The sequence below is a fragment of the Embleya sp. NPDC127516 genome (assembly GCF_044765325.1).
Taxonomy (GTDB): Bacteria; Actinomycetota; Actinomycetes; order Streptomycetales; family Streptomycetaceae; genus Embleya.
In genome coordinates, this window is record NZ_JBIWJT010000018.1 from 102742 (window position 1) to 123214 (window position 20473).

General features: G+C 72.6%; 17 protein-coding genes. 4 read left to right on the forward strand and 13 right to left on the reverse strand.

The features are described 5' to 3' along the window. Positions 1-35 precede the first annotated feature (35 nt). Complete coding sequence (locus tag ACIRL2_RS31620; RefSeq protein WP_402236575.1) at positions 36-2039, forward strand: trypsin-like peptidase domain-containing protein; 2004 nt, start codon at positions 36-38, stop codon at positions 2037-2039. 114 nt (positions 2040-2153) lie between these two features. Here ACIRL2_RS31620 and aroQ read toward each other — a convergent pair whose 3' ends face one another. From aroQ to rpsD, 12 genes are all read right to left on the reverse strand, one after another. Then, a complete protein-coding gene (gene aroQ / locus ACIRL2_RS31625; RefSeq protein ID WP_402236577.1) occupies positions 2154-2597 on the reverse strand; it encodes a type II 3-dehydroquinate dehydratase in 444 nt (147 codons plus the stop codon). Beyond that, positions 2594-3688, reverse strand: a complete 1095-nt coding sequence (gene aroB, locus ACIRL2_RS31630) for a 3-dehydroquinate synthase (RefSeq protein ID WP_395871903.1) — start codon at positions 3686-3688, stop codon at positions 2594-2596. The genes aroQ and aroB overlap by 4 nt, the downstream gene beginning before the upstream one ends. Continuing rightward, positions 3685-4314 (reverse strand): shikimate kinase, encoded by a 630-nt coding sequence (locus ACIRL2_RS31635; protein ID WP_402236580.1) that lies wholly within the window; start codon positions 4312-4314, stop codon positions 3685-3687. The genes aroB and ACIRL2_RS31635 overlap by 4 nt, the downstream gene beginning before the upstream one ends. A 4-nt stretch (positions 4315-4318) precedes the next feature. Beyond that, the gene (gene aroC / locus ACIRL2_RS31640; RefSeq protein ID WP_395871907.1) at positions 4319-5503 is read right to left on the reverse strand and encodes a chorismate synthase; all 1185 of its coding nucleotides are present in this window, start codon (positions 5501-5503) and stop codon (positions 4319-4321) included. Between the two features lie 161 nt (positions 5504-5664). After that, positions 5665-6381 (reverse strand): prepilin peptidase, encoded by a 717-nt coding sequence (locus ACIRL2_RS31645; protein ID WP_395871909.1) that lies wholly within the window; start codon positions 6379-6381, stop codon positions 5665-5667. 249 nt (positions 6382-6630) lie between these two features. After that, positions 6631-7470: a shikimate dehydrogenase gene (locus ACIRL2_RS31650; RefSeq protein ID WP_395871911.1), complete on the reverse strand. Its 840-nt coding sequence runs from the start codon at positions 7468-7470 to the stop codon at positions 6631-6633. Next, a complete protein-coding gene (mltG, locus tag ACIRL2_RS31655) occupies positions 7467-8636 on the reverse strand; it encodes an endolytic transglycosylase MltG (protein ID WP_395871913.1) in 1170 nt (389 codons plus the stop codon). The genes ACIRL2_RS31650 and mltG overlap by 4 nt, the downstream gene beginning before the upstream one ends. After that, on the reverse strand, positions 8633-9190 hold the full coding sequence (ruvX, locus tag ACIRL2_RS31660) for a Holliday junction resolvase RuvX (protein ID WP_395871915.1): 558 nt from the start codon (positions 9188-9190) through the stop codon (positions 8633-8635). Before ruvX ends, mltG begins: the two co-directional genes overlap by 4 nt. 74 nt (positions 9191-9264) lie before the next feature. After that, complete coding sequence (gene alaS, locus ACIRL2_RS31665; protein ID WP_395871917.1) at positions 9265-11934, reverse strand: alanine--tRNA ligase; 2670 nt, start codon at positions 11932-11934, stop codon at positions 9265-9267. Then, positions 11934-12293 (reverse strand): DUF6167 family protein, encoded by a 360-nt coding sequence (locus ACIRL2_RS31670; RefSeq protein ID WP_395871919.1) that lies wholly within the window; start codon positions 12291-12293, stop codon positions 11934-11936. The genes alaS and ACIRL2_RS31670 overlap by 1 nt, the downstream gene beginning before the upstream one ends. Before the next feature lie 3 nt (positions 12294-12296). Beyond that, a complete protein-coding gene (locus tag ACIRL2_RS31675; protein ID WP_391587549.1) occupies positions 12297-12731 on the reverse strand; it encodes a DUF948 domain-containing protein in 435 nt (144 codons plus the stop codon). Between the two features lie 357 nt (positions 12732-13088). Then, positions 13089-13697, reverse strand: a complete 609-nt coding sequence (gene rpsD, locus ACIRL2_RS31680) for a 30S ribosomal protein S4 (protein WP_395871921.1) — start codon at positions 13695-13697, stop codon at positions 13089-13091. A gap of 234 nt (positions 13698-13931) precedes the next feature. Here rpsD and ACIRL2_RS31685 point away from each other — a divergent pair, with 234 nt between their 5' ends. The 3 genes from ACIRL2_RS31685 to ACIRL2_RS31695 all read left to right on the forward strand — a co-directional run bounded on the left by ACIRL2_RS31685 (position 13932) and on the right by ACIRL2_RS31695 (position 17505). After that, entirely contained in the window at positions 13932-14705 is a 774-nt protein-coding gene (locus tag ACIRL2_RS31685) for a DUF2470 domain-containing protein (protein WP_402236588.1), read from the forward strand. A gap of 414 nt (positions 14706-15119) precedes the next feature. After that, positions 15120-16433 (forward strand): threonine/serine exporter ThrE family protein, encoded by a 1314-nt coding sequence (locus ACIRL2_RS31690; RefSeq protein ID WP_395871925.1) that lies wholly within the window; start codon positions 15120-15122, stop codon positions 16431-16433. Between the two features lie 355 nt (positions 16434-16788). After that, positions 16789-17505, forward strand: a complete 717-nt coding sequence (locus ACIRL2_RS31695; RefSeq protein ID WP_395871927.1) for an alpha/beta hydrolase — start codon at positions 16789-16791, stop codon at positions 17503-17505. Between the two features lie 46 nt (positions 17506-17551). Here the strand turns inward: ACIRL2_RS31695 and ACIRL2_RS31700 are convergent, their stop codons facing one another. Beyond that, complete coding sequence (locus tag ACIRL2_RS31700; protein ID WP_402236591.1) at positions 17552-20104, reverse strand: ABC transporter permease; 2553 nt, start codon at positions 20102-20104, stop codon at positions 17552-17554. Positions 20105-20473: the final 369 nt, after the last annotated feature.

Sequence of the window (20473 nt, forward strand, 5' to 3'; positions counted from 1 at the left end):
CGGGTCCTACGCTGCCAGCGAGGGGGTGTACTTCAGTGGAAATCAGCGGAAATGACGGACCCCGCGCCGCATCGGCGAACGAGCGGCTGGTCCGTCAGATCGAGGCCGCGGGTGCGCGGTACCGGGCGGCGGAGGCGGATCGCGGCGAGATCGAGCGCCGGCGCGCCGCGGGCAGTCGCTTCCCGGACGACGACGACCGGCTGCAACTGCGCGCGGCCCGGCTGGTCGAGCAGCACGAGGTGCCCGGGCAGGTGTTGCTGGCCACCTCGCCGGACGAGAGCGCACCGCGACTGGCCGAACGGATCATAGGAGTCACCAACGACCTCCAGAGCCTGAACTTCCTTGCCCGCGGGTTGCGGGCCGCCGCGTGCGTGGCGCGGATCTGGTACTCGACCGGCGGGCCGGTACGACCGCAGGCCACCGGCTTTCTGGTCGCGCCGAGCCTGCTGCTGACCAACCATCACGTGTTCCCGGACGCGGCCACCGCGCGCGGCGCGTTCGCCGAGTTCGGCGCGGAGATGGGTGTCGACAACGATTTGCCGGTGCACACCACGCGCTTCGCGCCGGACCCGGACACCCTGTTCCTGACCGACGAGGACCTCGACTTCTCCCTGGTCGCGATGCGTCCGGGCGGCGACGGTCGCCCGCCCGGGCGGATCTTCGGACACATCGGGCTGATCGCGGCCGAGGGCAAGCTGGTGGTGGGCGATCCGGTGAACGTGATCGGTCACCCGGCCGGGCGGCTCAAGGAGATCGCCATCCGGGCGAATCGGTTCACCCAGCGCCTGGACGACTTCCTCCACTACGAGACCGACACCGAACCGGGCAACTCCGGATCGCCGGTGTTCAACGACCAGTGGGAGGCGGTCGCGCTGCACCACAGCGGTGTGCCCGCGCACGACGACAGCGGCGCGGTGCTGAATCTGCAGGGATTGCCGTGGCGACCCGAGCAGGGGTTGGCGCAGATCGAGTGGGTCGCCAACGAGGGCGTGCGGATCAGCGTGATCCTGGCCCGGCTGGGCGCGCTGGCCACCAACGACGACGGCCTGCGGACACTGCTGGCCGAGTTGGGCGCCGGGTCGGGGCTGGGCACGACACCCGCGGCACGCACGGCAGTGCCCGCGCCGCGCTCACCGGTGGAGCCGGCGTCCGGTGCCGAGGCGGTCACCGTCTCGGGGGTGTCCGGGCGCCCGGGTGCGTTCGGCGGCCGGGTGCGGCTGGTGTTCCTGCACGGACGCAGTCAGCAGGGGCACGATCCGGCGGCGCTGCGGCGGAGTTGGGCGGCCGGGCTGAACAGCGGGCTGACCATGGCCGGACTGCCGACCGTGGATCCCGAGGACGTCTGGTTCCCCTTCTATGGTGATCGGCTCGTCGAGGTGATGGAGTCGACGGCGCCGATCGAGGCACCGCTGTCGCCGTCCGCACAGGGGTTGTACGACGAGCTGCTCGGCGAGGCCGCGCACCGGGCCGGGATGCCGGCGCCGGGCCGGACCGTGGTGACCGAGAGCATCTGGGACCACATGGTGGGCACGGTGCACGAGCCACTCGGCTGGATCGCCGCGCACACCGGGGTGGATCGGCTGGTCATCCGGGCCGCGTTCCGCGATGTCGCGGCGTACCTGGATCGCGACGACACGCGCGAGGCGGTGCTGGAGCGGGTGCTCGCGGGATTGCCCGCGTCCGGTCCGGTGGTGCTGGTCGCGCACAGCCTGGGCACGGTGGTGGCGATGGACCTGCTGACCCGGCTCGGGCCGGCGGTGCCGGTGGCCGGGTTGATCACGGCGGGCGCTCCGCTGGGGATGGACGCGGTGTACTCGCGGCTGCGGGTCGGCGGGGCACATCTGCCGTCGATCGCCGGGCCGTGGTTCAACACGTGGTGTCCGACGGATCCGGTCGCGATCGGGTGTCCGCTGGCCGACGACTGGAGCGGGCTGGCGGCGGAGTGCACGGTGGCCAATCCGCACGATCGTGCGCACGACATCGGCGCGTATCTGGCGCATCGGGAGGTGGCTACGGCGATCGGGCGACTGTTGGGATGAGCGGGACTCCCGCGGGCCGCGGTCGCGGGTACGACTCCGGGGTCGCGGGCTCGGGCTCGGGCCCGCGGGCTCGGGGATCACCTACGCGGGTGACCCCCGAGCCCGCAGGCGCCGTCAGTCCTCGAGTTCCTCGGCCAGCGCGCGCAGTGCCAGGCGGTACGAGCCGATGCCGAAGCCCGCGATCGTGCCGCTGGCGACGGCGGCCACCACGCTGGAGTGCCGGAAGCTCTCGCGCGCGTACGGGTTGGAGATGTGCACCTCGATGAACGGCGCGGTGCGCTGGGCGACCGCGTCGCGCAGACCGTACGAGTAGTGCGTGAACGCGCCCGGGTTCATCACCACCGGGATGCGGCCGTCGGCGGCCTCGTGCATCCAGCGGATGATCTCGCCCTCGTCGTTGGTCTCGCGGACCTCGACCGCGAAGCCGAGCTCACCGCCGAGCCGTTCGCACTCGGCGACCAGTCCCGGGTACGAGGTGGCCCCGTAGACGTCGGGCTCGCGGCTGCCCAGGCGGCCGAGGTTGGGACCGTTGAGCACGAGCACCCTGCGCGCGCTCACCCGGACACCTCGGCGTACGCGGCGACCAGGAAGGTCGGATCGGGCGCCTCCAGGACGACCGGCTTGGCCAGGCCGTCCAGCACGATGAAGCGCAGCATGTCGCCGCGCGACTTCTTGTCCACGCGCATGGTCTCCAGCAGCTTGGGCCACGCGTCGCCGCGGTAGGTCAGCGGCAGGCCGACCGAGGCGAGCACCGTGCGGTGCCGGTCGGCGGTGGCATCGTCGAGGCGACCGGCGAGTCGACCCAGCTCCGCCGCGTAGACCATGCCGACGCTGACCGCGGCGCCGTGCCGCCACTTGTAGCGCTCGGCCTTCTCGATCGCGTGCGCGAGGGTGTGGCCGTAGTTGAGGATCTCGCGTCGGCCGGCCTCCTTGAGGTCGCCGGAGACGACGTCGGCCTTGACCCGGATGGCGCGGGTGATCAGTTCGGCGGTGTCCTTGCCCCGCGGGTCGCGCGCGCCCTCGGGGTCGGCCTCGATCAGGTCCAGGATCACCGGGTCGGCGATGAAGCCGGCCTTGATCACCTCGGCGAGACCGCTGACGTAGTCGTTGCGCGGCAGCGATTCCAGCGTGGCCAGGTCGGCGAGCACGCCGGCCGGCGGGTGGAACGCGCCGACCAGGTTCTTGCCCTCGGCGGTGTTGATCCCGGTCTTGCCGCCGACGGCCGCGTCGACCATGCCCAGCAGCGTGGTGGGCATCGCGATCCAGCGCACGCCGCGCAGCCAGGTGGCCGCGACGAAGCCCGCGAGGTCGGTGGTGGCACCGCCGCCGATGCCGACGATCACGTCCGAGCGGGTGAACCCGGTCTGACCGAGCACCGACCAGCAGTACGCCGCGACCGCGACGTCCTTGGCCTCCTCGGCGTTGGGCACCTGGATGGCGATCGCCTCGTAGCCCTGCGCGGCCAGGTCCTCGCGGACCGCCTCGCCGGTGGCGGCCAGCGCCTCCGGGTGCAGGATCGCCACGCGGCGGGCGGACGTGCCGATCAGGCCCGCGAGTTCGCCGAGCAGGCCGGCACCCACGAGCACGTCGTACGACTCCGAGGCGCCGCCGACGCGGATCCGGACCGGCTCGGAGGGGTTGCCGCTCATCGATTCACGTCTTTCTCGGGCTCGGTCTGCTCGGATGGGGTCGGCTCGGAAGGAGCCTGGTCGGGTGCGGTGGCGAAGGCGTCGCGGATCTCGGCGGCGACGTCCTCGGGGGTGCGTCCGGCGGTGTCCACCGTCAGCGCGGCGACCTCGAGGTACAGCGGTCGGCGCGCCTGCATCAGCTCGCGCCAGCGGGCCCTGGGATTGCCCACCAGGAGCGGGCGCGGCGCGTCCAGGCCGACCCGCTTGACCGCGTCCGCGAGGGCGACCTCGAGGAAGACCACCCGGTGTCCCTTGAGCAGAGCGCGGGTCGCGTCGTCCATGATCGCGCCGCCGCCCAGCGCGAGCACGCCGTCGTGCTCGGCCAACGCCGCGGCGACCGCCTCGTGTTCGAGCGTACGAAAGTGCGGCTCGCCCTCGTCGACGAAGATGTCCGGGATCGACTTGCCCGCGCGCGCCTCGACGTCCGCGTCGGTGTCGCGGAAGCCGACCCCGTGCGCCCGGGCGAGCAGCAGGCCCACCGTCGTCTTGCCCGCGCCGGGCGGCCCGACCAGGACCACCAGCGGGCCGGTGCCCGCCTCTTCGTCGACCGCGGCCTCGCTGTGCGCGGTGTCCCCGATGTCCGCCATGGCGCTACCGAATCTCCAGCGCGTCCAGGTAGCCCCGCACGTTGCGGGTGGTCTCGGCGACCGAGTCGCCGCCGAACTTCTCGGTGACCAGGTCGGCCAGGACGAGCGCGACCATCGCCTCGGCCACGATGCCGGAGGCCGGCACGGCCGCGACGTCGGAGCGCTGGTGGTGGGCCTGCGCGGGCTCGCCGGTGCGCACGTCGAAGGTGGACAGCGCGCGCGGCACGGTGGCGATCGGCTTCATCGCCGCACGCACGCGCAGCACCTCGCCGGTGGACATGCCGCCCTCGACGCCGCCGGCGCGGTGCGACGTGCGCTTGGCGCCGTCGGGGGTGTTGACGATCTCGTCGTGGGCCCGCGAGCCCCGCGTCCGGGCCAGCTCGAAGCCGTCGCCGAGCTCGACACCCTTGATCGCCTGGATACCCATCAGCGCACCCGCGAGCCGCGAGTCGAGCCGGCGGTCCCAGTGCACGTGGCTGCCCAGGCCCGGCGGCAGGCCGTAGGCGAGCACCTCGACCACACCGCCGAGGGTGTCGCCGGCCTTCTGCGCGTCGTCCACCTCGGCGACCATCGCGGCCGACGCGTCCGGGTCGAAGCAGCGGACCGGGTCGGCGTCCAGGCGCGCGGTGTCGTCGGGGCCGGGCAGCATGCCGGCGGGCGCCTTGGCCGCGCCGAACTCGACCACGTGGCTGACGATGCGAACGCCCGCCACCTGCTCCAGGAACGACTTGGCGACCGCGCCGAGCGCGACCCGGGCCGCGGTCTCGCGGGCGCTGGCCCGCTCCAGGATCGGCCGCGCCTCGTCGAAGCCGTACTTCTGCATTCCCGCCAGGTCGGCGTGGCCGGGCCGCGGGCGGGTCAGCGCCGCGTTGCGGGCCTGCGCGGCGAGCACCTCGGGGTCCACGGGGTCGGCCGACATGACCGTCTCCCACTTGGGCCACTCGGTGTTGCCGACCATGATCGCGACCGGGCCGCCCTGGGTGAGCCCGTGTCGGACGCCACCGAGGAAGGTGACCTCGTCCCGCTCGAACTTCATCCGCGCGCCACGCCCGTAGCCCAGCCGGCGGCGCGCGAGCGCGTCCGCGACCAGTTCGGTCGTGATGGGCACGCCGGCGGGCAGCCCTTCCAGGGTGGCCACGAGTGCCGGGCCGTGCGACTCCCCGGCGGTCAGCCAGCGTAGGTTGCCCACGAATGCTCCTTCTTGCGCTTGCCGCGTATCACGTCCGGGGAACGGCGCGGAGGCCGTCCACGATTCGCCCGGCGGATGTCCACCCGAATCCTTTCATGCCGGCGGCGGGCTCCCCGCGCCGCGTCCAGGTGTCGGACAGCGCCGCACCGGCCTCCGTCGTCTCACCAGGCGAGATGCAGTCGGGACAACTCCGCGCCGCACAACACCCCGCCGAGCGCGCCGAGCAGCAGCCACGGCCCGAACGGCAGCCGGCTGCCCCGACGGGCCCGGCCCACCGAGACGAGCAGCCCGGCGGTGAGCCCGGCCAGCAGGAACGCCAGGAACGCGCCGGTGACCAGCACGCCCCAGCCCAGCCAGGTCAGGTGTATGCCGAGCACACCGGCGAGCTTGACGTCGCCCATGCCCAGACTGCCCCGGGAGAGCGCGGCCAGGCACAGGTGGTAGCCGGCCAGGGTGAGGCCGCCGAGCAGGGCCCGTCGGTACGCGGTGAAGTCGCCCAGCGCGAGCGACTCCATGCCCAGCAGGGTCAGCCCGGTCGCGAGCGTCACCAGCAGTACCGGATCGGGCAGCCGCAACGTGCGCACGTCCACGATGGCCAGGGTCACGCCCGCGACGGCGAGCACCAGGAACGCGAGCAGGTCCAGGCCCGGCCCGAGCCGCCAGGCCAGCAGCGCGCACACCAGGCCGGTCAGCGCGGCGACCGGCAGGGGCCCGTAGCGCCCGGTGGCGGCCACCACCGGACCGGCGACGGGGCCGGCGACCGGAGAGCGCGGCCCGGGGCCGGTGCCCTGGGCGAGCAGGAGGTGGATGGGACGGGGCAACCCGAGGCCGGCGACGAAGCCGAGCAGCGCACACGCGAGAGTGAGAACGGGGAACACGCCTGTGACGATACGCAGGATCCCTCGGCGGTCACGTTCCGTCGTCCCCAGCGCCGATCCGATGATCGCAGGAACACCGGATGCGGTACCGCGGCAGGCGGTACCGCAGTCGGGCAGGCACGCGAAACGCGCGCATGTGGGAATCCGGCAGGGCGAACACGCCCCCGTGGGCCTCCGGCGGGGCGAACCCGGCCGGTGAACCCCGAGCTCAGCCCTTCGTGCTCGGCCCGCCCCGTCGGCCCCGCCCCGTCAGAACCGCCCCGTCAGCGCCGCCTCGCCCGCCGCGCGCATCACGGCCAACGGCCCCGGTCGGCCCGTCATCAACTCGACCTGGAGCACCGCCTGATGCACGAGCAGGTCCAGTCCGCCCACCACCGGTCCGCCCGCGTGGCCCCACGCGCCCGCGAGCGCGGTGGGCCACGGGTCGTAGACGACGTCGAAGAGCACCCCGGGCCCGGCGGGCACCTCGGTCGCGAGATGGTCGACCGCGCCCTTGGGTGTGGTCGCCACCACCAGCGGCGCGCGCAACGCCTCGGCCGCGTCCGCCCAGGGGCGCACCTCGACCGCGACGCCGAGTCGCTCGCCCGCCGCGCGCATCTCGCGGGCCCGCTCCTCGCCGCGCACGTACACCCGCACCGGCCCGTCGGTGACCTCGCGCACCGCGGCCAGCGCCGAGGTCGCGGTGGCGCCCGCGCCGAGCACGGCCGCCGACTCGACCCGGCGCACGCCGCGTTCGCGCAGCGCCGCGACCAGGCCCGGCACGTCGGTGTTCTCCCCCACGCGCCGGCCGTCCGCGGTGCACACCACCGTGTTCACCGCGTCCACGTCGCGCGCGACCTGCCCGATCTCGTCGAGCAGCGGTCGGATCGCCCGCTTGAGCGGCATGGTCAGCGACAGTCCGGCCCAGGACGCGTCGAGGTCGCCGACGAAGCCCGGCAGGGCCGCCTCGTCGATCTCGAACGCGTCGTAGGACCAGTGGGTCAGGCCCAGTTCGGCGTACGCGGCCCGGTGCAGGACCGGGGACAGCGAGTGCCGGATGGGCGCGCCGAGCACGGCGGCTCGGCGCGGGAGCGACGTCGACTCGGTCACGGGCTCGTACTCGGGGTCGGGTGATCCTTTATCCACTTGGCCAACTCGGCCTTGTAGGTCTGGAAGTCGGCGTCGTTGTCGGTGAACTTCGTGGTGCCGACGATCGGGTCGACGGTGACGAAGTAGAGGAACTTGCCCGCGGGCGGCGCCACCGCCGCGTCGAGCGCGGCCTTGCTCGGGCTGCCGATCGGTCCCGGCGGCAGGCCCTTCCTGACCCGGGTGTTGTACGGGTTGCTCGCGTCGTTGAGTTCCTTGTTGGTGAGCTGGATGTTGCTCTTGTTGAGGTAGTAGTTGACCGTCGAGTCCAGCCCCAGCGTCATGTTCTTGGCGAGCCGGTTGTAGATGACCTGGGCGACCTTGCCCTTGTCGTCGGTGGTCTTGCCCTCGGCCTCGACCATGCTGGCGATGATGATCATGTCGTAGGGCGACCTGCCCATCGCCTGCGCCTTGGCCGGCAGGCCGAGCTTGTCGTACTCCTTGACCGCCTTGGCGACCATGTCCTTGAGCACCACGAGCGGGTCCATGCCGGGTGCCGCGACGTAGGACGCGGGGTACAGGAAGCCCTCGATGTTGCCCTTGGCGTACTCGGGCAGTCCGAGCGAGGGATCCTTCGCGGCGGCCTCGACCTTCTCCTTCGGCACCTTGAGCGTCTTGGCCAGCGATTCGTAGACCTGCGTGGCGCGAATGCCGGGCCTGAGGATGTAGTCCTGCTTGTTCTTCGGGTTGACCAGGATCTCGAAGGCGGCCTTGGCGGACATGTGCTTGGCCATCGTGTACGCGCCGGGCTGGATCTTGGACGCGCGCTGGTCCTTGTCCTCGCGGGCGACCTTGGTGAACGCCTCGACGCTCTTGGTCACCCCGACCTTCTTGAGTTCGTTGGCCATCTGCGGGGTGGCCCAGCCCTGCTTGATCTCCACCACGAGCGAACCCGAGCCGCTGCCGCTGTAGTCCGGGGGCGGGCCGAAACGGTCCTTCAGGAAACCGTAGGCCCAGTAGCCACCGCCGCCGATCACGGCGAGGACGATCACCAGCGCCAGGGAGACCGCACACCCACTGCGGTTCTTCTTCTTGCGGCCCCGGCCGCGCCGGCCGCCCCGCGAGTTGTCGTCCTTGCCCCGTCGCCGGCTGCGCGGCTCCGACTCCATGCGCAGTCCGAGATCGCTCATGCCGTGGGCCTTTCAGAGTCGGAGACGGACCCGGCCGGGGCAGGTGACACGGCCAGGCCCGGAGGACGTCCGGAACCACGCTCGGTGTCGAGCGCGTTTTGCAGGATCACGATCGCGGCCGCCTGGTCGACGACACCGCGGGCTTTCTTCGCCTTGACGCCGGACGCCTGGAGGCCGCGCGTCGCGGTGACGGTGGTCAGTCGTTCGTCGACCAGGCGCACCCCGATCGCCGGGTCGAGCGCGGCGACCAGACGATCGGCGAAGGACCGCGCCTTGGCCGCGGCGGCGCCCTCCGCGCCGGACAACGAGCGCGGCAGCCCGACCACGACCTCGATCGCCTCGTACTCGGCGACGATCTCCAGGATTCGGGCGACGTCCCGCTTGCCGGCGGGCACGGTCTCCACGGGAGTGGCGATCAACCCGTGCGGGTCGCTGGCCGCGACGCCGATCCGAACGTCTCCCACGTCGACCGCAATTCGTACTCCGCGTCTCAAGGTCGGCTCTCCGTCACAAGGCTCTGCGTCATTGACCGTCGGGGCTCGACGCCCCGTCATACAAGTCCCCCGGCGGTGCGGGAGTCCGGTTCCAGACTTCCACACCCACCGGGGGAACGAGGGTAAGGGACGACTCAGGATGTACGTTCGGCGACTGTCCGGGTGACTGCGGCCAGCGCGTCGGCCACCTTGGTCGGGTCCGAACCGCCGCCCTGGGCCACGTCGTCCTTGCCGCCACCGCCGCCGCCGAGGGTCTGCGCCGCGACGCGGACCAGCTCGCCGGCCTTGACGCCACGCTCGCGCGCGGCCTCGTTGGCGGCCACCACGACCATCGGCTTGCCGCCCACGACCGACACGACCGCGACCGCGGCCGGGCGCGCCGCGAGCCGGCCGCGCACGTCCAGCGCGAGCTTGCGCAGGTCGTCGGGCGTGGTCCCGTCCGCCAGTTGCGCGGTGGCCAGCGCCACGCCGTGCACGTCCTGGGCGCTCTCGACCAGACCCGCGGCCGCCTGGAGTACCTGGGCGCCGCGCAGCGCCGCGATCTCCTTCTCCGCGTCGCGCAGCTTGGCCATGATCGACGCGACCCGCTCGGGCAGGTCCTCGGGGCGGCCCTTCACCACGTCGGTGAGCTGGTTGACGATGGTGTGCTCGCGCGCCAGGAAGTTGTACGCGTCGGTGCCCACCAGCGCCTCGACGCGACGCACGCCGGCGCCGATCGAGGACTCGCCGAGCAGCTTGACCAGACCCAGTTGCGCGGTGTTGTGCACGTGCGTGCCGCCGCACAGTTCCTTGGAGTAGTCCCCCATGGTGACCACGCGGACCCGGTCGCCGTACTTCTCGCCGAACATCATCACGGCGCCCTGCTTCTTGGCCTCGTCCATCGACATCACCTCGGCGGTGACGTCCAGGTCGCGCGCGAGCACCTCGTTGATCTTCTGCTCGACGTCGGTGAGCACGCTGCCCGGCACCGCGCCGGGCGCGCCGAAGTCGAAGCGGAAGCGGCCGGGCGCGTTCTCCGAGCCGGCCTGCGCGGCGGTGGGGCCGAGCGCGTCGCGCAGCGCCTGGTGGGTCAGGTGCGTCGCGCTGTGCGCGCGGGCGATCGCGTTGCGCCGGCCGGTGTCGATCTGGGCCAACGCCTGGGCGCCGACCAGGACCTCGCCGACCTGGACCCGGCCGCGGTGCACGGTGACACCGGCCACCGGGGTCTGCACGTCGCGGACCTCGACCACGGCGCCGGTGTCCAGCCGGATCCGGCCGGTGTCGGCGAGTTGGCCGCCGCCCTCGGCGTAGAAGGGGGTGCGGTCGAGCACGACCTCGACCTCGTCGCCCTCGTGCGCGGCGGGCGCGGGCACGCCGTCCACGAGCAGGCCGACCACGGTCGCCTCGTCCGAGGTGTCCTGGTAGCCGGTGAACTCGGTGCCGCCGGCCGCGTCCGCGACCTCGCGGTAGACGGACAGGTCGGCCAGGCCCTGCTTGCGCGCCTGGGCGTCCTTCTTGGCCCGCTGCCGCTGCTCGTTCATCAGCCGACGGAAACCGTCCTCGTCGACCGCCAGGCCCTGTTCGGCGGCGATCTCCAGGGTCAGGTCGATCGGGAAGCCTTCGGTGTCGTGCAGCAGGAAGGCCACCTCGCCGGGAAGCACCGTCGAGCCGGAGCTCTTCGCCTTGACGATCGACTCGTCCAGGAGCGCGGTGCCCTCGTGCAGGCGGGCCAGGAAGCGCTTCTCCTCGGCCACCGAGACGGCGTCGATGCGCTCGGCTTCCTCGAGCAGGTTCGGGTACTGCGGAGCCATCGCCTTGATCGTGGTCTCGACCAGGTCGTGCAGCGTCTCGCCCTGCGCGCCGAGCAGGCGCATGTTGCGGATCGCCCGGCGCATCATCCGGCGCAGCACGTAGCCGCGACCCTCGTTGCCGGGCACCACGCCGTCACCGATCAGCATCACGGCGGTGCGCACGTGGTCGGCCACCACGCGCAGCGACACGTCGTTCCGGTGGTCGTCGCCGTAGGTCTTGCCCGCGAGTTCGGCGGCGCGGTCCAGGATCATCCGCGACGTGTCGATCTCGTACAGGTTGTCGACGCCCTGCAGGATGCACGCGAGGCGCTCCAGGCCGAGCCCGGTGTCGATGTTCTTCGCGGGCAGCTCGCCGAGGATCGGGTAATCGTCCTTGCCGGTGCCCGGGCCGCGCTCGTACTGCATGAAGACCAGGTTCCAGATCTCCAGGTAGCGCTCGCCGTTGACCGCCGGCCCGCCCTCCTCGCCGTAGGCGGGGCCGCGGTCGTAGTTGATCTCCGAGCACGGGCCGCACGGACCCGGAACGCCCATGGACCAGAAGTTCTCCGACTTGCCCAGGCGCTGGATGCGCTCGGCGGGCACGCCGATCACCTCCCGCCAGATCCGCTCGGCCTCGTCGTCGTCGAGGTAGACGGTGATCCACAACTTCTCCGGGTCCAGCCCGTAGCCGCCGTCCTCGACCGAGTTGGTGAGCAACTCCCAGGCGAGCGCGATCGCGCCTTCCTTGAAGTAGTCGCCGAACGAGAAGTTGCCGCACATCTGGAAGAACGACCCGTGCCGGGTGGTCTTGCCGACCTCTTCGATGTCGAGGGTGCGTACGCACTTCTGCACGCTGGTGGCGCGCTTGAAGCTCGGCTTGACCTCGCCGAGGAAGTACGGCTTGAACGGCACCATGCCGGCGTTCACCAGGAGCAGCGTGGGGTCGTCCGCGACCAGCGAGGCCGAGGGAACGACGGTGTGTCCGCGCTCTTCGAAAAAGCGCAGCCAGCGCTTCCGGATCTCTGCCGATTCCATCAGCTGCCGTCCCTTCGGTCGTACCTTGCTTTGCCTTCGTACAGCTCACGCGGGTCGTAGAGGTCACGCCCGTCGTGCCAATCGTCGTGCGAGTCGCGCGTGCCGGGCAGCGCGCGCCGCACCGGGGCGGGCGGCAGCGACGCGGCGGCCACGTCCGCGCCGATGGCGCGGTACAGCTCCTGCTCGCGTTCGGCCATTCCCGCCCGGATCTCGTCCGCGAAGTACTTGATCGCCTCGCCGATGCCGGTGACATTGTCGGCGACGCCCTCGGGCGTGTACTTGTACGCCTTGTCCTTGACCTTGCGCGCGGCCCAGACGCCGGCGCCGGCGCCGACCGCGATCCAGAACAGTCTCGCCATCGGTCAGCCCCTCCCGCGCATGCTGCGCTGCCGCGCGACCTTCTGCGCCTTGGCCGCGACGCGCACCCGGCGGCCGAGTTCGGCGCGTTGCTGCGCGGAGAGCGCGCGGCGGACGCCGTAGCTGAACGCGGCCGTCTTCACGAGCGGGCCGCCGAGCGTGGCGGCGACCGTGGAGGACAGCGCGGTGGCGTTCGTGGTCATGGTCTGCACGTTGCCCGCGATCTGGTCGACTCGGCCCATCTGGGCGTTGGTCGCCCGGACCGTCTCGGTCACCTCGTCGAGCAGCGGAACCGCCCGGTCCGCCACCCCCGCGACCAGGGTCGTGGCCTCCTTGAGCACCTTCGCCAGCTTGACCAGAGCCACTGCGAGAAAGGCGACCAGGATCGCCCAGAAAACCGCGATGATCATCAGCGCGACTTCGCCACCCGACACCGTCATGCGCTCCTTGATGAGTGGGATCAGTCGAGGAGGCGGATACGCGTCGCCCACCTCGGAAAACCCGACCCTACCGCGACCGCGCGGGTCTCCTCGTCCGAGGAAACCCGCGCGGTCGGTGTGGCGCGTGTCGCGGCCCGGTGTCGATTCTTGATCGACGGTGGGCGGGTACCGGATCGGCGCTCGGCGCCGCCCGGACGCGGCGCGGGCGCCGGCGTGGATCGACGCCCGGCGCGGGCTCGCGTCGACGCTGCGGTGTCGCGGCGGGGCCGCGGGGCGGCGGGGCGGCGGCGTGCCACGGCGGTACGTGCGTCGGCGCCGGCCCGAATGTCCGGGTCGGCGCCGATCGGGGTGCGCGGGTCAGCGCGAGTAGTACTCGACGACCAACTGCTCGTCGCAGATCACCGGGACCTCGCGGCGCTGCGGGAGCCGGTCCAGCCGGGCCATCAGCTTGTCCAGACGCGCCTCGATGTAGCGCGGGGTCTCGGCGGCGGCGAACCCGCCGGCCTGGACCACCTGGAACAGCGGCTTGTTCCGGCTGCGCTCGCGCACACCGACGATGTCGTCGGGCTTGAGCCGGTAGGACGGCTTGTCCACCTTGCCGCCGTTGACCTCGATGTGCCCGTGGGTGACCATCTGGCGCGCCTGGTAGACGGTGCGCGCGAAGCCCGCGCGCAGCACGAACGCGTCCAGTCGGCGCTCCAGGTCGACCACCAGTTCGTCACCGGTCTTGCCGGAGTGCTTGTTGGCGCGGTCGAACGCGGCCCGCATCTGGACCTCGGAGATGTCGTACTGGAAGCGCAGCCGCTGCTTCTCCATCAACCGGGTCTTGTAGTCCGAGGATTGCTTGCGACCACGACCGTGCTCGCCCGGCGGGTAGGGCCGGTTCTCGAGGTACTTCGCGGCCTTGGGCGTGAGCGCCACACCGAGCGCACGGCTGCGCCGGATCTTGGGTCGGGTCTGGTTCAAGGTCGGGTCCTCCGTGCGGGGCTGTTTTTTCGGTGCTGGTCGTCTCGGTGGGTCGGGTCACGCGTGGGTCGCCGTCGCGCCGGCCCCCCCCGGGGTGGGCCGCCTTCGCTCGGGTCGCCGTGACGTGGGTCGCCTTGCCAAGATAGGTGCACTTAGGTAAGCCTAACCTTAACGTCGATGCGTTCGGTAGCCCACAGCGGGGGTCGCAAACGAGCGCCACACCTGGAGGACGCCATGTCTGTTCCCACCGAGGCCAACGCCGGGCGCACCGATGTCTCTTCCCGGAGGCCGCGCACCGCCGAGCGGGCCCGCACCCTGGCCGCGTACGCCGGCTCGGCCACCCTGGATGTGCCCGGCGACCGGGACGAGCACGTGATCCCCGCCGCGCGGGCGGTCGAGCCGGACGGCGCGCTGCTGTTGCTCGTCCCGGCCGAGACCGCCGCGGTGGTGCTGACCTCGCGCGAGGACGTGGCCGCCGTCCTGCACCTGGTCGACGTCGCGCCGGTCGCGGTGCCGCACCGGGTCCGGGCGCACTGCTGGATCGCCGGCTGGCTGACCGTGCCCACCGGCGCCGACGCCGAGCGGGCCGCCGAGCGGTTGGCCGAGCTGACCCCCGACCCCACCGCATCGCCACGCGCGGGCACCGTCGTACGGCTGGAGGTCGGCGAGGTCCTGGTCGACGACCTGTGGGGCACCGGGCACGTCGAGCCGGACGAGTACGCCGACGCCGAGCCCGACCCGCTGGCCGGTCACGAGGCCGAACTGCTGCAACACCTGGCCGCCGCACACGGCAACGACCTGTGCCGGCTGGCGAGCGTGGCGGGCGCCCCGGCCTGCGACGACCGGGTCGTGCCGGTGTCGCTGGACCGGCACGGCATCCGGCTGCGCACCGGCGGGCCGGATCGTACCTGCGATGTGCGGTTCGAATTCGAGGCGCCGGTCTCCGGTCCGCTCGAGTTGGGCGGGGCGCTGCGCCGGTTGCTGCACGGGGTGCACGGGCAGGCGTGACGCCCCCGGCGAGCCGCGCGGGCCTCCCGGTGTCGCATGATGCGCCGCCGTGCGGGCAGTCTCCCCGTCCAAGATCAGCGGCGCCGTGCCCGGTACCCGGAACCGGCTAACGTTTCCGGTCGCGGCACCGGGTGGCGATCCACCCGGGCGGATCGCCACGGCGGACCGACCACGCGTCCGCCGGCGCGAGACGACCGCATCGGCGGACGGCGGAAGGGACGACACGGGGTGTCGGAGCAACACGCGCGGCACGGTCCGGAGGACCCGACGAACGGGGACGGTCGCGACCACCCCATCCCTCGGGCGCCCTGGGAACCGGAGCCCCGACCGGCGTCCCGATCCGGGGCCAGTCCGTGGCAGGACCGACTGCGCACCCAGCTTCGGTTCAGCGGGCACACCGCGAGCATCCCGATCGTGCCCGCCCCGGAGAAGCCCGAGGCCGGCCCCTCGGTCCCGCGCGTCCTGGACCTGGCGCTGCGCACCGGCGAACTGCTGCTCGCCAGCGGCGAGGGTGGTGAGGACGTCGAGGCGGCGATGCTGGGCATCACCGACGCGTACGGCCTCGAACGTTGCCAGCCCAATGTGACCTTCGTCGCGATCACCCTGTCCTACCAGCCGTCCCTGGTCGAACCGCCGGTCACCGGCGAGCGGGTGGTGCGCCGCCGCGCGGTGGACTACACCCGGCTCGACGAGGCCCACCAACTGGTCTCGGACATCACCGGCGCCGAATTGACCCTGGAGGAGGCGTACCACCGGCTCGCCGACATCCGCCGCAACCGACACCCCTACCCGCGCAACCTGTTGCTGCTGTCGGCCGGTCTGATCGCGGCCTTCGCGAGCGTGATGGTCGGCGGCGGGCTGATCGTGGCCATCGCCGCCTGCGTCGCGGCGTTGATCGGCGAGCGGCTGGCGCAGTTGCTCGCCGACCGGGGCGTCCCGGAGTTCTACCAGTTCGTGCTCGCCTCGATGCCTGCCGCCGCGATCACGGTGGCGATGATCAAGGTCGGCGTCGGGATCAATCCGTACGCCGTGGTCACCGGTGGGCTGTTCGCGCTGTTGCCCGGAAGAGCCCTGGTCGCCGCCGTCCAGGACGGCCTGACCGGCTTCTACATCACCGCCGCGGCCCGCTTGCTGGAGGTCTTCTACCTGATCGTCGGCATCATCGTCGGCATCTCGATCGTGCTCTACATCGGCGACCAGGTGGGCGTGCAGTTCAAGGTCGAGGGGACGTTCGACCTCAACGCCAACCCTCGCGTGGTGCAACTGCTCGCGGCGGGCGCGGTGTCGATGACCTTCGCGGTGCTGGTCCAGGTGCGCCGGGTACTGCTGCCGGTCGCGGCGGCGGGTGGCGCGGTCGGCTGGGCGGTGTTCCAGGTGCTGCGCGAGGCGGGCGCCGCGCCGGTGCTCGCGACCGCCGTCGCCACGGGACTGCTCGGACTGCTCGGCCAGTTGCTCGCGCGGTGGCACGGGACGTCGGCGCTGCCGTACGTGATCCCGGCGATCGGCCCGATGTTGCCGGGCAGCGCGATGTACCAGGGCATGCTGGGCCTGTCCCTGGGCCACACCGACTCCGGCTGGCGCAGCCTGGTCAACGCGGCCTCCCTGGCCCTGGCCCTGGCAGCGGGCGTCAACGTCGGCTCCGAGGCGGCCCGCTTCGTCCTCCCGTCGCCGCCACCGCGCACGGGGCGCGAAATGCGGCCCGCCTCGAAGCGGACTCGCGGGTTCTGAGGCGGGGAGGCGCGGGCCCGGCGAGCGACGCGGTCGCTCCGGCTCCCGGCACTTCACCTGCGGCACGGAGCGGCGACCGGGCGGGCGGGTGGGGCACCCGGTGTGCGCTTCCCCGCGCTTCGAAACCTTGTCGCCGGATCCGGCCGGGCCGCTCCGTGGGCCGCTGCTTCGGGCGACGGAGCCCGCGCGCGGTGGGTTCGGAGGGGTGGGTTCTTGGGTGGTGGGTTCTTGGGTGGTGGGAACGACGTGGGGCGTGGGGGCGTTCGGGATTTGGGGCGGTGGTTCGGGGTGCGGCCCCGGAGTGATGACGGTGGTCCGGGTCGTCGGGACCGAGTACAGGCATGGAGGGCTCCGCATGTCGGACGCGCACGCATCGACCGGGCCGCTCGCCGCGCTGCGTACCTGGTCGCCGCCGACCGGGACGGACGTGCGCGCGGTCGTGCTGGTCCTGCCCGGTGGGCGCGCGCGGGGGCGGCAGCCCGCCTCGACCCGCAATCTGGCGTATCGCCGGATGGTGCCGATCGCGCGGGGCATCCACCGGGCGACCCGCGCGGAGGGCGTCGCGACCTGGCTGCTGCGCTACCGGGTGCGCGGGTGGAACGAGCCCGACCACGATCCGGTCCAGGACGCGTGGTGGGCGCTCGACGGCATCCGTACCCGCTACCCGCACGCCGAGGTCACCCTGGTCGGCCACTCGATGGGCGGCCGCACCGCGTTGCGGGTCGCCGACCACGACAGCGTGCGGACGATCTGCGCCCTCGCGCCGTGGATCGAGGACGACGAGCCGTACGCCCAACTCGCCGGCCGCGACGTGGTCATCGTGCACGGTACGGCCGACCACACCACGAGCCCCAAGGCCTCGCACCGCTACGCGCTGACCGCCCGGGAGGTCTCCGAACGGGTCTGCCGGTTCGAACTGCCGGACGGCCACGCGATGGTGCGTCGGTCCTCGGCCTGGACCGAGTTGATCCACCGCACCGTGGTGGGCGCCGTCACCGGAACGCTGGACCCCGAGATCGCTCGGGCGATGACGGCGCCGGATCCGGACGGGCTGCGCGCGGTGGTGAACTGACGGGCGTCCGTGCGGCGGGCGCGTCGCAGGGGTGCGCCGACGTCGGTCATTCGCTGCCGATCGCGGTGAGTACGTCCGCGCGGGCCGCCGTACGGGCCGGCCAGACCGCCGCGAGCACGCCGACGACCACCCCCAGGGCGAGGAATCCGGCGACGCCGGCCCAGGGCACGATCAGGACCAGGTCCGGCAGCCTGTCGCGCAGGGTGCCCAGGATCCCCCACGCCAGGAACGCGCCCACGACCACGCCGAGCACCGCGCCGAAGACCGAGATCACCAACGATTCGAGCCGGACCATCGTGCTTACCCGCGAGCGGTCGAGGCCGATCGCGCGCAACATCCCGATCTCGCGCCGACGTTCGAACACCGACATGGCCAGGGTGTTGATCACGCCGAGCACGGCGATCAGCACGGCCATCGCGAGCAGCCCGTACATGATGTCGAGCAGCAGGTCGACCGAGCGGCTGATGGACCGCCGGACGTCGGTGCGGTCCTCCACCGTGATCAACGGGTTGTCGCCGATCGCCCGCTCGATCGCGCGGGTGGTTCGGGTGTTGTCGCCGTCGGCGGTCCGCACCATGATCGACCGGATGTCGCGGTGGGCGGAACGCGCCTGTACGAGCGCGGCCGGCACGGTGATCCTGGTCAACTGTTCCAGGTCGCCCTGGAAGCCGCCGACGGTGACGCGGCCGTGTGTGCCGTCGGGATAGCCGATCGCGACGATGGAGCCGACCCGCCACCCGCGCTGCTTCGCGATGTCCGGCGCGACCAGGATCTCGCCGCGGCGCAGCGCCGAAGCGGCGTCCGCCGTGCCGCCGAGGTTGAGCAGGCGTTCGATTCCCTGCGGATCCACCCCGATCACCGCGTCGTCGTGGCCGTCCAGGGTCACGGTGTCCCGGATCAGCGGGGACATCGCGGTGACCCCCGGCATCCGGGCGACGGCGTCGAGCACGCTCGGGTCGACGGAGGCGCCGTTGACCGTCCGGATCCGGTAGTCCGCGGCGACCTCGGCGATCGCCCGGTCCTCGACGGCCTGCCGGATCGACGCGCCGAGCATGCTCAGGCCGGCGATCAGGGACAGGCCGATGGTCAGCGCGGACGCGGTGGCGGCGGTGCGTCGCGGGTTGCGGACGGCGTTGCGCCGGGCCAGCCGACCGGCCACGCCGAACGGCCGGTCCAGGAACCGCGCGCTCATCCCGATCACCGGTCGGGACAGCAGCGGGGTGAGCAGGAGGATGCCGACCAGGACCAGGAACACCCCGACGGCCACCGGCACTCGGCCGCTGTCGCCGGCGGTGGAACGGCCGTACACGGTGAGCACCACGCCGACGGTGGTCACCGGGACACCGAGCACGCCGCGACCGCGCGAGCCGGCGTGGCCGGCGGGTAGCTCCACCGTGTTCAGCGCGGCGACCGGCGGGATCCGGGACGCGCGCCGGGCCGGCAGCCACGAGGCGAGCAGGGTGACCGCGCCGCCCACGAGCAACGCGACCGCGATGGTGCGGCCGTCGACGATCAGTGGCCCGGCGGGCAGGTGCGCGCCGAACCGTTCCAGCGCCGAGCGCAGCGCGCCCGCCAGCACGATCCCGACACCGAGGCCGAGCGACGACGCGACCACGGCGACCGCCGCGGCCTCGGCGAGCACGATCCGGGTGACCTGCTCGCGCCGTGCGCCGACCGCGCGCAACAGCGCGAGTTCGCGGGTGCGTTGGGCGACCAGCATGGTGAACGTGTTGGCGATGATGAACGTGGCGACGAACAGCGCGATGCCGGCGAACGCGAGCAGAGCGATGGTCATCTGCCGGGTGCCGGCCTCGATCATGTCCACTTGGGCCCGGGCCAGCGCCCGTCCGGAGTCGACCCGCAGGTTGTCCGACCGGGGCAACAGCCGCTCGGCCGCGTCCCGCAACGTCGCCTCGCTCGTACCGGGGGCCGTGGTCAGGTCGATCTCGCCGTAGCGGCCGGGCTTGAGCAACAGGCGCTGCGCGGTCGCGGTGTCGAACAGCACCAGTGAGCCGCCCGACGACACCCTCGGATCGTCGGTCCCGAACACGCCGGTCAGCCGGGTCTCGACCATCGGGCCGCTCAGCGCGACGCGCACGGTGTCACCGACCCGGAAGCCACCCTTGTCGGCGGTCCCGGCGTCCAACGCGATCTCGCCCCCGCCCGCGGGCCCGCGCCCGGCCCGCATCGGGAAGCGCGGGTCGACTCCGTCGCGGCTCGGCACGAAGTTGGTCCCGATCGTGGTCCACCCGGATCCGAGCAGGTCGCCGTCGCGGTCGACCACGCCGGTGAATCCCTCCAACACGCCGCGCGCCCGGGCGACTCCCGGCAACGCGCGCAATCGGGTCAGGGTGTCCTCGGTGAGCGTGGGGTCGGGGCGCCCGTGCTCACGGGCCCCGGTGCGGTCCACGTTGTCGTCGATCACGGCCACGGACACGTCGGCGAAGCTCTTGGAGGCGGTGTTCTTGAAGGCCCGGCCCAACGTGTCCGACAGGACCAGGGTGCCGGCGACGAACGCGACCCCGAGCAGGACCGCGACGGCCGTCATCGCCAATTCGGCCCTGTGCGCGACGACATTGCGCAGAGCGAAACGAAACATGGGCAGCCCCCGAGAGACCGAAACCAAACATCTGGGATGCCACCCATCCTCGCCGGCCCCAAGCCCCGCCGACGTCCCCCCACCGGTACCACGCCCACCTACATCCCACGGCGCCCACGACCCCATTCACCATCACCCACCCGATCCCCCACTCCCCCACACGACCGACCCCCGGCCCCACGCCCCCTCACCCGGCACCAACGAAGCCCGAGCGCGGCGGGCCGGGACGAGGCACGACGGGGCGGGGCCTGCGGGGCGTGGCGGGGCGGGGGTACGAGGGGGCAGGGGGCATGAGCGGGGCGGACGCATGCGCCCACGCGGCAGCAACCGAGGGCAAGCGGGGCAGGCCAGGGCGCGGGTGACCGACTC